Source organism: Blautia sp. Marseille-P3201T (genome assembly GCF_900120295.1).
In the GTDB taxonomy this organism is placed as follows: Bacteria; Bacillota; Clostridia; order Lachnospirales; family Lachnospiraceae; genus Blautia.
On the sequence record NZ_LT635470.1, the window covers coordinates 524,099 to 536,084 of the forward strand.

12 protein-coding genes are annotated in these 11,986 nt (G+C 37.3%); 11 read left to right on the forward strand and 1 reads right to left on the reverse strand.

All coding sequences use genetic code 11. The features are described 5' to 3' along the window. The first annotated feature begins 200 nt into the window (after positions 1-200). The 11 genes from BQ7352_RS10820 (at position 201) to BQ7352_RS10870 (ending at position 11,066) form a co-directional block, all read left to right on the forward strand. Positions 201-893, forward strand: coding sequence for a DNA alkylation repair protein (locus BQ7352_RS10820; protein ID WP_072449224.1), 693 nt, complete (start codon positions 201-203; stop codon positions 891-893). Then, positions 894-1,418, forward strand: coding sequence for a DsrE family protein (locus tag BQ7352_RS10825; RefSeq protein WP_072449225.1), 525 nt, complete (start codon positions 894-896; stop codon positions 1,416-1,418). A gap of 11 nt (positions 1,419-1,429) precedes the next feature. Next, positions 1,430-1,909, forward strand: coding sequence for a 23S rRNA (pseudouridine(1915)-N(3))-methyltransferase RlmH (gene rlmH, locus BQ7352_RS10830; RefSeq protein WP_072449227.1), 480 nt, complete (start codon positions 1,430-1,432; stop codon positions 1,907-1,909). Positions 1,910-2,003: 94 nt separating this feature from the next. Beyond that, on the forward strand, positions 2,004-3,023 hold the full coding sequence (locus BQ7352_RS10835; RefSeq protein WP_072449228.1) for a sugar kinase: 1,020 nt from the start codon (positions 2,004-2,006) through the stop codon (positions 3,021-3,023). Between the two features lie 9 nt (positions 3,024-3,032). Further along, the gene (rsmH, locus tag BQ7352_RS10840; protein ID WP_072449230.1) at positions 3,033-4,082 is read left to right on the forward strand and encodes a 16S rRNA (cytosine(1402)-N(4))-methyltransferase RsmH; all 1,050 of its coding nucleotides are present in this window, start codon (positions 3,033-3,035) and stop codon (positions 4,080-4,082) included. Positions 4,083-4,098: 16 nt separating this feature from the next. Next, positions 4,099-4,674 carry a peptidylprolyl isomerase gene (locus BQ7352_RS10845; RefSeq protein WP_072449231.1) on the forward strand — a complete coding sequence of 192 codons (576 nt, stop codon included), beginning with the start codon at positions 4,099-4,101 and terminating at the stop codon, positions 4,672-4,674. Between the two features lie 78 nt (positions 4,675-4,752). After that, positions 4,753-5,808 (forward strand): FUSC family protein, encoded by a 1,056-nt coding sequence (locus tag BQ7352_RS10850; protein WP_072449232.1) that lies wholly within the window; start codon positions 4,753-4,755, stop codon positions 5,806-5,808. Between the two features lie 71 nt (positions 5,809-5,879). Further along, positions 5,880-6,179: a Dabb family protein gene (locus BQ7352_RS10855; protein ID WP_072449233.1), complete on the forward strand. Its 300-nt coding sequence runs from the start codon at positions 5,880-5,882 to the stop codon at positions 6,177-6,179. A 220-nt stretch (positions 6,180-6,399) separates the two neighbouring features. Next, positions 6,400-8,091: an AAA family ATPase gene (locus BQ7352_RS10860; protein WP_072449235.1), complete on the forward strand. Its 1,692-nt coding sequence runs from the start codon at positions 6,400-6,402 to the stop codon at positions 8,089-8,091. Between the two features lie 283 nt (positions 8,092-8,374). Then, positions 8,375-10,423: a HelD family protein gene (locus BQ7352_RS10865; RefSeq protein ID WP_072449237.1), complete on the forward strand. Its 2,049-nt coding sequence runs from the start codon at positions 8,375-8,377 to the stop codon at positions 10,421-10,423. Then, complete coding sequence (locus BQ7352_RS10870) at positions 10,407-11,066, forward strand: YkgJ family cysteine cluster protein (protein ID WP_072449238.1); 660 nt, start codon at positions 10,407-10,409, stop codon at positions 11,064-11,066. The genes BQ7352_RS10865 and BQ7352_RS10870 overlap by 17 nt, the downstream gene beginning before the upstream one ends. Positions 11,067-11,133: 67 nt before the next feature. Here the strand turns inward: BQ7352_RS10870 and BQ7352_RS10875 are convergent, their stop codons facing one another. Next, on the reverse strand, positions 11,134-11,907 hold the full coding sequence (locus tag BQ7352_RS10875; RefSeq protein WP_072449240.1) for a prolipoprotein diacylglyceryl transferase: 774 nt from the start codon (positions 11,905-11,907) through the stop codon (positions 11,134-11,136). Positions 11,908-11,986: the final 79 nt, after the last annotated feature.

Consider the following 11,986-nt stretch of genomic DNA (forward strand, 5'->3'; position numbering starts at 1 on the left):
TACCTTGTCCGTCAAACTCGTGCGAAAGCACTCAAACACGACTCCCAAGGTATCGCTATGCTGGAAAAACTACGTCAGTGTTCCAATCGTTTGCCCATAGAATACTGAATTTCATCCAATAGGATGTGTGTATTTCTGCAAAATTTTACTTCATATATATCTTTTGATATTAGAATGTAATAATTAAAATGGAGAAAAGAATGTCAGATATTACGCAATGGATAAGAAATGAGTTGTATGAAAACAGTGAGGAAGGTTATAAGGAGTTCCAGAGTTCTCTTGTTCCCGGTGTTTCTAATATTTTAGGTGTGCGGGTTCCGAAGCTGAGAGAGATTGCGAAAAAGGCGGCAAAAGGAGATTGCAGGGAATTTATTGAAAATGTTGATATACAGATTTACGAGGAACTGATGTTATGGGGAATGATTTTAGGCTATGCAAAGCTTTCAACAGAAGAAAGGAAAAAGGAGCTTGAGAAATTTATTCCTCACATCAATAATTGGGCAATTTGCGACTGCAGTTGTGCTACTTATAAATTTATGCGGGATTTTCCAAAGGAATGGCTGTCTTTTCTTAAATCTTATTTATGCAGCACGCAAGAATATGAAATACGTTTTGCTGTGGTATGTCTTTTAGACTTTTTTATTAATGAAGCTTATATAGAAGAGGTACTGGATTTATTATTGAAGGTTCATCATGAAGGATATTATGTAAAAATGGCAGTTGCGTGGGCAATTTCTGTATGCTATGTAAAATTTCCTGAAAAAACAGAAGAAATTTTTGCGAAAAACCTTTTAGATGATTTTACTCATAATAAATCCATTCAAAAAATTCGAGAGTCTTATCGTGTACCGAAGGAAAGCAAAGAACGTTTACAGAAAATGAGGAGAAAATAGATGAAAGCAGGAAAAGGCGATAAAGTTAAAATTGTAAAGAAAATGAATGATTGGTCCTCCGATTATCAGGAGGGTGATATTTTTACTGTGGAAAGCACTTGGTATGGTGGCATCAATGTAACCAGCAGTACAGGGATACCTTTATCTATTGATGAAATAGAGTATGAAATTATAGGAAAAGAACCGGCTTCCCAGCCAAAGGGTAAAGTGATTTTTCATGCAGAAGATAAGCAGGGGTTGGAAAGAGCAGAACAATATGCTCAAAAGCTTTGTGAGGAAAATGCAGTATGCAATATAGAAATTTTAGCAGTAAATCAGGCAGTAAAAGGGCTTTTGTCATCTGAAGAGAATCAAAGAACTTTCGAGCTTCATGCAAAAGGCGTGAAATTTTTTGCGTGTGAAACTTCTATGAAGGAATTAGAGCTTACAAATGCAGAGCTGGTATCTTTGGCAACAACAGTTCCTTTTGGTATTTTGACACTTGTAGAAAAACAAGAAGAAGGATATGCCTATATACGTGTTTAGGAAGGATGTTTATGAAAATTACCATTATTACCGTAGGAAAATTAAAAGAAAAATATTTAAAAGATGCTGTGGCAGAATACAGCAAAAGGCTTGGCAAATACTGTAAATTAGAAATTATCGAGGTTGCAGACGAAAAGACACCGGATGCTGCCAGCGAGGTTGTAGAAAATCAAATCCGTCAAAAAGAAGGAGAGCGAATTCTAAAATATGTAAAAGAAGACGCTTATGTAATTACTTTGGAAATCGGAGGCGCGATGTTAGACTCTGTGGAATTTTCAAAAAAAATCCAGCAGTTAGGCGTTCAGGGAAAAAGCCATATTATTTTCATTATCGGCGGCTCTATCGGGCTGGGAACAGCAGTATTAAAGCGTTCCGATTATGCAGTTAGCTTTTCTAAGATGACATTCCCACACCAGTTAATGCGTGTGATTTTATTAGAGCAGATTTATCGTGGATATCGTATTGCAGCAGGAGAACCATATCATAAGTAAAGAAAGCATATACAAGTTGTATTTTAAAATTAAGTTGTGTATAATAAATATCCTGATTAAAAACAATTAAGCAGATAGTATGAGGTAAACTAAAATGAAAATATTAACTTTCGGAGAAATAATGCTCCGTTTAAAAACACCGGAACATTTACGAATTATCCAATCACAAAATTTTGAAGCCAGCTATGGAGGGGCAGAAGCCAATGTTGCGGTATCTCTGGCAATGCTGGAGGATAAAGTTTCTTTTCTTACAAAGGTACCGGATAATCCTGTGGGCATGTCTGCCTTAAAAGAAATTCGCGGTTATGGTGTCAATACAGACCTTGTCTTGAAAGGCGGTAAACGTCTGGGCATCTATTATTTTGAAAAAGGAAGTAACATTCGTCAGACGAATGTTGTCTATGACAGGGAATACAGTGCGTTATCTATGGCAGAACCAGAGGAATTTTGCTGGGAAAATCTTCTTCGGGATGTAGATATTTTCTATTTTTCCGGTGTTACTCCGGCAATCAGTGAAAATATTGAAATTGCAGTAACAGAAGCTTTAAAATATTGCAAAGAGCATAAAATTCAGGTGGTTTGTGATTTGAATTACCGTGGGAAAATGTGGAGTACAGAAAAAGCACGGAGTGTTATGAAAAAATTAATGCACTATGTAGATTTATGTATTGCCAATGATGAAGATTTTGAAGCTACTTTAGGCATCCATGCCTTTGACGGAGACATGGCACACGGAATTGACCAGATTGAAACTTATAAAAAAGGCATGGAGGAAATTATAAAACAATATCCCAACTGTAAAGCAGTAGCCAGCGTTTTGAGAAATATTTATTCAGTAGAAGACGGACAATGGATGGGAATTTACCTGTGTGACGGAAAATTTTATGAAAGTCCAATCCATACCGTACACAGCTTAGAGGCAGTGGGAGCCGGTGATGCTTTTGCAGCAGGACTTTTGCATGCTTTGGCAAATAATTTTTCACCACAGAAGCTCATTGATTTTTCTATTACAGCCAGTGTAATCAAATTAATGGTTCAGCATGATTTTAATGTGGTAAGTGAAGCTGAAATTTTAAAAGTTATGAAATCAAAGGATGTTAATCTTTCAAGATAGGAGTAGAAAATGGAAAATCAGGAACAACAGCATAAAAGACGGGTGCGCTATAAAGGCACACATCCCAGAAGCTATAAGGAAAAGTATAAAGAATTACAGCCGGAAAAGTATGCAGATACCATTGAAAAGGTTATTCAAAAAGGTGGTACACCGGCAGGAATGCACATTTCTATCTGTGTGCAGGAAATTTTAGATTTTCTGCAAATCCAGCCGGGACAGACAGGCCTTGATGCGACTTTAGGGTATGGCGGACATTCTTCAAAGATGTTAGGCTGCTTAGAAGGCAAAGGACATTTATATGCTCTAGATGTAGACCCTATAGAGATAAAGAAAACAAAAGCACGATTGGAAAAAATGGGATATGGAGAAGATATTCTTACAATTAAACAAATGAACTTTGCCGATGTAGACCAGCTAAAAGAAGAGGCCGGTGGATTTGACTTTGTTCTGGCGGATTTAGGTGTTTCTTCCATGCAGATTGATAATCCTGAGCGTGGATTTACTTATAAATTTGAAGGCCCTCTGGATTTGCGTTTAAATCCTGAAAAGGGAATTTCAGCAGCAGAGCGTTTAAAAGATATTTCTCAGCCGGAACTGGAAGGAATGTTGATTGAAAATTCAGATGAGCCTTATGCAAAAGAAATTTCCAATACCATTATTTCTGAACTCAGGAGAGGAAATGCTATAACAACTACGACACAGCTTCAGAAAGCAGTGGAAAAAGCTTTAGTACGTGTTCCTGAAAAAGACCGGAAAGAAATGGTGAAAAAATCCTGTGCCAGAACATTTCAGGCTTTGCGTATTGATGTAAACAGCGAATTTGAAGTGCTGGAGGCATTTATGGAAAAGCTTCCTGCTGTTTTAAATAAGGGAGCCCGTGTCGCTATTTTAACCTTCCATTCAGGAGAGGACAGGCTGGTAAAAAAAGCATTTCAGCGTTTTTACAGAGAAGGCGTTTACAGCGAAATTTCTAAAGATGTCATCAGACCTTCTGCGGAAGAATGTGCAAGAAACAGTCGTTCACGCTCTACCAAAATGAGATGGGCAATAAAAGCTTAAAGGAGATTATAATTTCATGAAAAAATTGACTCGAATAATTGCAGCAGCCAGTATATTAGGACTTGTTTTAACTGGATGTGGTGAAAAAGATAAAAAAGATAATCCTGAAATTGAAATTACCATTAAGGATTATGGAACAATCAAAGCAGAATTAGATCCTGAACAGGCGCCGATTACAGTAGAAAACTTTATTTCTTTGGCAGAAGATGGTTTTTATGATGGATTGACTTTTCATCGCATTATGGATGGATTTATGATGCAGGGCGGCGACCCTCTGGGCAATGGCACAGGCGGTTCTGAAGAAACCATTAAAGGTGAATTTTCTCAAAATGGCGTAGAGAATACGATTTCACATAAAAAGGGAACATTATCTATGGCTCGTTCTCAGGCGCCGGACAGCGCCAGTTCTCAGTTTTTTATTGTAGATGAAGACAGCACCTTCTTAGACGGGCAGTATGCTGCTTTCGGACATGTCACAGAAGGAATTGAAATCGTGGATAAAATTTGCAGTGACGCAAAGGTAATTGATGATAACGGCACAGTGCTACCGGAAGACCAGCCTGTCATCGAAAGCATCAAAGTTGTAAAATAAAATTTGACAAACGTCTTTTCTAATGGTATAATGCCTCCCCGCTAGGTAAAATTATACAGAAAGGACGGGAGTCATTTTATGACAATTTATCAAGAATTACAGCTCAATCAGGCGGGCTCCAAAGCCGTGATTAAAAGTTCTCTGACCGGTAAAGAAAAGCTGAAACACACAGCTATTTATTTGTTCAAGATTTTCATTACGATGGTATTCTGCATGGCGTTTGTAATCGGGTACAGTAAGATTTTCGGTGATGCAAACAGCGTTGTAGGTGTTGTGATTTTGTTGTGCATTATGGTATTTCGCTTTGCAGATTTTGGTATTTATACCCCTCACGGTCTTAGTTCCCTTTTCATTATTTTCGGTATTTTAGCCTTTGGTCCAAGACTGGCAAATATGGGAGGGCTTTTTACAGAATTACTGGTAAATCTGGCATGTATTTTTGTTTTGATGCTTTTAGGTTGCCATAATGTTATTATGGGAAACCACTCTACCTTAGTTTTAGGTTATTTACTTTTATACGGTTATGATGTGACAGGTAAAATGTATCTTTTGCGTCTTGCCGGCCTTGCAGTGGGAGCATTGCTTACAGGTATTGTATTTTACCGTAATCATAAGCATGTGACTTATAAAAGAAGCTGGAAAGACCTTCTTCGTGAATTTGATTTACATTCTATGAGAACCAGATGGCAGCTTTCTGTTACTTTCGGTGTATCTACAGTTATTCTTTTAGCTGGTTTATTACATATTCCAAGAGCCATGTGGGCAGGAATTGCAGCAATGTCTGTTATTCTTCCGTTTCATGAAGATGTAAAAACCAGAGTAAAAGGAAGAATTCCGGGAAATCTGATAGGCGGAATGGTATTTTTACTGGTTTATCCGATTTTGCCGGAAGCTTTCTACCCTTATATTGGTGTAGTAGGTGGAATTGGCGTTGGCTTATCGGCTACTTATGGTTGGCAGGCAGTCTTTAACTCTTTTGGAGCTATGGCAATTGCCGTGAGCATTTTAGGTGTTCCGGGAGCTGTATTTTTCCGAATTTTCAATAATATTTTAGGCGCTGTATATGGACTGATTTTTAACCATATATTCCAGCATTCTGTTTCAAAAATCAGTGAGCCTGCTATACAAAGCTAAAAAATCATTGACAAGGAGAAACAGCAAAGCTAAAATAAAACCATATTTAGCGGTTATAAGGAGGGTACATCATGGTACATCATATTGTTATGTGGAAGTTTAAACCGGAAATTCAGGAAGCTGAAAAGCCGGCGCTTAAAAAAGCAATGGCTGAGAATTTAAAAGGCTTGGTAGGAAAAGTACCGGGACTTCTGACAGTAGAATTTGTAGAAGAACCATTATCATCCAGTACACACGATGTTGCGCTGGTAACAACACTTGAGAAAGCAGAAGATGTAGCAGTTTATGGCTCACATCCGGAACATGTAAAAGTTGCAGATACTTATGTTCGTCCTTACGTGACAGAAAGAGCATGTTTAGATTATGAATAAGAGTGCAGAAGTCAGGTAATCGTGACTATGGCAAAAGAGGCTGATCAGTAAAGGATTGGTCTCTTTTTTCGTACATTTCTATTCGGAAAATGGTAAAATAATATCTTACGCATGATATAATTTTTTTATACAGTGATTAGAAAGGATGAGTAAAGTTAGGTATAGGCTTTCGCGCGGATCTTTGTTATAATATAACCAACAGAGAAGGAGTGTGAATAACATGGGTGAAGAAAAGAAACGCCTTCCGGTAGGATTGGAAAATTTTGAGCAGATTATAAAAGATAACTATTATTATGTTGATAAAACAGGACTGATTTCAGAACTGCTCCGCAATGGCGGAATGGTAAATCTTTTTACCAGACCAAGACGTTTTGGGAAAACCTTAAATATGAGTATGCTGGAACACTTTTTTTCCATAGAGCGGGAGCAGAGTATTTTTGATGGATTTGAAATTTCAAAAGATACAAAACTGTGTGAAGCATATATGGGGAAATATCCGGTTATTTCAATTTCTCTGAAAGGAATTAATGCTGCTACTTATGAGGATGCATTTGATTTTGCAGTTCAGATTATAAAGAATGTAGCAGGTAAAATGCAGTTTCTTTTGGAAAGTGGGAATTTAAGTGATTTTGATAAGTCAGAATATAAGAAACTTTTAGATAGCAGAATGAGTAAAGCCGTATTTTGCAGCGGATTGAAAACTTTATCGGAACTATTGGAGAAACATTATGAAACAAAAGTAGTTCTTTTGATTGATGAGTATGATGTTCCATTAGCAAAAGCATTTGAAAATGGGTATTATGATCAGATGATCTTTTTAATCCGTAGTTTATTGGAACAGGCATTGAAAACGAATGACAGCTTGAAATTTGCAGTGATGACAGGATGCATGCGTATTTCAAAAGAAAGTATCTTTACGGGGCTTAATAACCTGAAAGTATTGTCCATTACAGATGAACGGTATGATGAATATTTCGGTTTTACAGATATGGAAGTAAAGAACATGCTGGAGTATTATGGGATAGAAGAGCATTATGAGGATGTTAAGAGCTGGTATGATGGGTATCAGTTTGGCAGCGTGGAAGTGTACTGCCCTTGGGATGTATTGAATTACTGTGATAAATTAAAAGACCATACGGATTCGTTTCCGGAAAATTATTGGATCAACACCAGCAGTAATGATGCCATCAGGAAATTTATTCAAATGTCCGACAATTTTAAAACCAAGCGTGAGATTGAAAAACTGCTTGCCGGTGGGGAAATCACGAAAGAGATTCATCAGGAGCTGACTTACCCGGAGATGTATCAGTCTTTGGAGAACGTCTGGAGTCTTTTATTCATGACGGGATATTTGACACAGCGTGGAAGGGTTGATGCAAAACGGTATAAACTTGCGATACCTAATTTGGAAATCCGGGATATTTTTCAGACACAGATCATGGAATACTTTAAAGAGCGTGTAAAAAAAGACGGCGACACGTTAAGCCGGTTTTGTAATGCCCTGAAAAGTGGTGAAGAAACGAAGGTAGAGGAGATTTTTGAAAGCTACCTGAAAAAGACCATCAGTATCCGGGATACGTTTGTGAAAAAAGCAAGTAAGGAGAACTTTTATCATGGGATACTGCTTGGAATTCTGGGTGTGAAGGAAGAATGGTACGTATCGTCCAATCAGGAAAGCGGCGAAGGATACAGCGATATCCTCGTTGAAACCGAAAACAGTGAAACGGTTATCCTTATCGAAGTCAAGTATGCCAATGACGGAAATCTTGATCAGGCTTGTGAACGCGCACTACAACAGATAGAGGAAAAGAAATATGATGAAGAACTCCGGGAGAACGGAGTGGATAAAATCTTGAAATATGGGATTGCGTGTTATATGAAACGATGCAAAGTAAAACTGGCAGATTTATGAGTCAGAGGAAAGGAGCGTTGCAATTGAAACGTTGAAAATACAGATGGCTGGCGGGAACGCTGGCTTTTCTTTTATCTTGTTCTGCACTTATCCCGTCCGGAAATGTCGTATTCGCGGCGTCAAAAGGCAGAAAACAGCAGAAACGGAGATGGACAGAATGCGATAGATAACGCTTTGGAAGCATGTGAAAAAGATATGAAAAAATCCTAATAGACAGATGACGTATTCTTTATCCTATGCTATAATAATGTCTTTAATAAAATTGAAATTATGGAGAACATCTATGAGTCAGGGAACAGAATTTTTAACGCTTATTAATGAAAAACTGAAACATAAAATTCAAGAAGTCAACCATGCTCTTTCAGAAGGGCAAAAAGAAATCGAAAGTATGCACACCTATTACTGGGATAATTATACCGAGATGGACCAGTATGGATACGAAAATTTTGACAACCAGCAGGCGTTGTTTCAGCAGGTAAATGCCAATCAGGAGCAATTTATTTACCGCCAGCGGTTAGAGAAAATGATGGACTCTCCTTTTTTCGGGAGAGTTGATTTCTGTTATGAAGGAGAAAAAGAACCGGAGCAGTTTTATATTGGAATTGGAAACTTTTCTGAAAAGACAGGGCATGTTCCTTTGATTTATGACTGGAGAGCCCCTGTAAGTGGTTTATTTTACGATTATGACAAAGGTGCTGCCAGCTATACTGCACCGGCTGGTATTTTGCACGGAGAAATCACATCCAAATGGCAGTATAAAATTCGCCGCGGAAAAATGGTTTATGAATTTGAAAGTGACGTAAAAATTGATGATGATATTTTAAAAGCAGAATTAGGCAGTAATGGAGACGTACAGCTTAAAAATATTGTACGAACTATTCAGAAAGAGCAAAATGCCATTATCCGAAATACAAAAGATAAAATTATGGTTATTCAGGGAGCAGCAGGAAGTGGGAAAACATCTGTGGCACTGCATCGTATTGCTTATCTTCTATATCATGACAGGGAACATTTAAAATCTTCCAATATTCTGGTTTTATCTCCCAACAGCGTTTTTTCTGATTATATTTCACATATCCTTCCTGAACTGGGAGAGGAAAACATTCAGGAAATGAGTTTTGATTTATATGCTTATAAAGAATTAAAGTCCTTTGTTTATGACTGTGAAGACCGCTATCATCAGATTGAAAGAGAGCTTGCGTTTGCAAACGAAAAACAGATAAAAAGGATGCGCTGGAAACAGTCGAAAGAGTTCCTTGATGAAGCCGAAGCCTTTCTTTTGGAATTAGAAGATGAGCTTATGAATTTCCGTACTATGGAATACAGAGGTTTTGAAAAAACAGAACAGGAAATTTTGAATTTGTTTTATTTTAAGTTTCAGGATATTCCATTGCTTTCCAGAATGGAAGCAGTGCTGGAATATTTTATAGACGAATATGAAACTTTAAAAGACTGTACTTTACCGGAAGAAGAACGGGATATGCTCTATGGAAAATTTATGAAAATGTATGAAACAAAAGATTTATATGTTTTATATAGCCGTTTTTTAAAACGTACAGGCCTGAAAACTTTACCCCATTGTTCTTATGAAAAGCGACTGTTGCCTTATGAAGATGTATATCCTATGCTTTACTTTAAATACCGTCTGTTTTCTTCTACACAGCAAAAAACCGTAAAGCATCTGGTGATTGATGAAATGCAGGACTATTCTTATTTACAGTATATTATTTTAAAAGAACTGTTTCATTGTCCAATGACAATTTTAGGAGACAAGGCTCAGACTATGGAAGCAGAAGTGCAGGATGTATTAGAATTTTTGCCGGAGATTTACGGAAGACAGATACGTGTTATTTACATGAATAAAAGTTATCGCAATACAGTAGAAATCGCATCTTACGCCAATAAAATTACCAATGTACAGGGAGTAGAATTATTTGAGCGTCATGGAAAACCGGTAGAAGAAGAGACATTTTCTGTTATGACAGAAATATTAGACGAAACACTGAAAAATTTAAAGCTTCAGGAGAACGGATATGAAACTGCAGCAGTGATTACCACGACAGAGGAAGAGGCTGTTTTTGCCTATCAGTATTTAAAAGAAAAATTTCCACAGACTTTTTATATTGATAAAGACAGTTCTGTATTTCAAAAAGGGCTTACTGTCACTACTTTTTATCTGGCAAAAGGACTGGAATTTGATCAGGTATTTGGAATTTCTGAGAAAAGAACTACACCGCTTCTAAAGCAGGCGGCGTATATCTGTGCCACCAGAGCGCTGCACGAACTGTATATGTACCAATGGGAGGAGGAAAATCATGATAAGAGAGCTTGATTTATCTGAAATTTCTGATGGAAAACGATATGGGTATAAGGATATGGTAAAAGCCGGCTGCAATGATTGCAAAGGCTGTTCCAAATGCTGTCAGGGCATGGGACATTCCATTGTTTTAGACCCTTATGATGTGTATCTTTTGTGCAAAAATTTAAACCAGAGTTTTGAAGAATTGTTATCCTATGCAGTAGAATTACAGGTAGCAGAGGGAATTATTCTTCCTAATCTGAAAATGGCCGGAGCAGAAGAAAAATGTAGCTTTTTAAACGAACAGGGCAGATGTGCCATTCACGGATTTCGTCCGGGATTTTGCCGTATGTTTCCTCTTGGAAGAATTTACGAAGACAATGATTTTCAATATTTTCTTCAGACTAAGGAATGCCCTCAGGAGCCCAAGACAAAAGTAAAAATCCAAAAATGGCTGGGAATAGGCGATATCCGAAAATATGAAACTTTTGTAAAAGACTGGCATTATTTTTTAAAGAAAATGCAGGAGGTTTTAGAAAAAGCTCAAGATGAAGTTTTGTCAAAACAGTTTTCGGTACAGCTTTTACAACTTTTCTATATTATGCCTTATGATGCAGGGCAGGATTTTTACGCACAGTTTTATCTTAGATTAGAAGAAATGAAAAAAAGATTTTAAATGAAAAGAAGGAAAAAAGCAGGAGACAGACCGAAAACTTCGATTTATCTCCTGCTTATTATCATTTTTATACTTCTTCGCTATTTTCTTTTTTGATACCTTTAAAAATTTTATGTCTGAAAAACAATACTATTGCAAAAAGTATAATGGCAATAGAAATAAACTGGGAAGTGGAAAGTATGCCAACTGTTCCTCTGTCATCGCTTCGTAAACATTCTACCAGAAATCTGCCAATTCCATAGAGTACCATATAGAGAATACCTACATTTCCTGCCTTTTTATTATGTTTGCTGTATAAAAGCAAGATACCTGCAACAGTAAAATCTCCTACAGAAGAAATAAGCTGTGTGGGAATAAGAGGTACGCCTGCCGGTGCAAAGCTTCCTTCTGGAAAAGTCACTCCCCAAAAAGCTTCTGTGGGTCTGCCGTAGCAGCAGCCTGCAAGAAAACAGCCAATTCTTCCAAATCCCTGTGCAACAGCAATGGAAGGTGCCAGCAAATCAAAGTATTCCCAAAAAGGTAATTTTTTAACACGACAGTAAATAACGCCTGCCAAAGCGCCTACAATAATTCCTCCATAGACGACAAAGCCTTCGGAACCTAATACATCCATGGGATTTTCCAGAAACCGGTCAAATTCTACAAGAACATACAAAAGCTTTGCTCCGATAAAACCACTTAAAATACCGAAAATAGCAATATCTAAAACAGCCTCGTCTTTATAACCATGCTTTCGCGCACGATACATTCCCATGAAAACACAGACTAAGATACCTAAAGCAATCATTAAACCATAGCTGTGTATGGTAAGAGGTCCTATGGAAAATAAATCATTTTTCATTTTTGCATCTCACTTTCTTATTTCAATTTTCATTCGTTTCACCATTATAACATCTTTTTTGAAAAAAATCATTATTCTC

Coding starts and splice junctions, on each gene's coding strand:
- BQ7352_RS10875 (WP_072449240.1), bottom strand. CDS start 11,907: ATGAAAAATGATTTATTTTCCATAGGACCTCTTACCATACACAGCTAT.
- rsmH (WP_072449230.1), top strand. CDS start 3,033: ATGGAAAATCAGGAACAACAGCATAAAAGACGGGTGCGCTATAAAGGC.
- BQ7352_RS10825 (WP_072449225.1), top strand. CDS start 894: ATGAAAGCAGGAAAAGGCGATAAAGTTAAAATTGTAAAGAAAATGAAT.
- BQ7352_RS10860 (WP_072449235.1), top strand. CDS start 6,400: ATGGGTGAAGAAAAGAAACGCCTTCCGGTAGGATTGGAAAATTTTGAG.
- BQ7352_RS10865 (WP_072449237.1), top strand. CDS start 8,375: ATGAGTCAGGGAACAGAATTTTTAACGCTTATTAATGAAAAACTGAAA.
- BQ7352_RS10845 (WP_072449231.1), top strand. CDS start 4,099: ATGAAAAAATTGACTCGAATAATTGCAGCAGCCAGTATATTAGGACTT.
- rlmH (WP_072449227.1), top strand. CDS start 1,430: ATGAAAATTACCATTATTACCGTAGGAAAATTAAAAGAAAAATATTTA.
- BQ7352_RS10870 (WP_072449238.1), top strand. CDS start 10,407: ATGATAAGAGAGCTTGATTTATCTGAAATTTCTGATGGAAAACGATAT.
- BQ7352_RS10855 (WP_072449233.1), top strand. CDS start 5,880: ATGGTACATCATATTGTTATGTGGAAGTTTAAACCGGAAATTCAGGAA.
- BQ7352_RS10850 (WP_072449232.1), top strand. CDS start 4,753: ATGACAATTTATCAAGAATTACAGCTCAATCAGGCGGGCTCCAAAGCC.
- BQ7352_RS10820 (WP_072449224.1), top strand. CDS start 201: ATGTCAGATATTACGCAATGGATAAGAAATGAGTTGTATGAAAACAGT.
- BQ7352_RS10835 (WP_072449228.1), top strand. CDS start 2,004: ATGAAAATATTAACTTTCGGAGAAATAATGCTCCGTTTAAAAACACCG.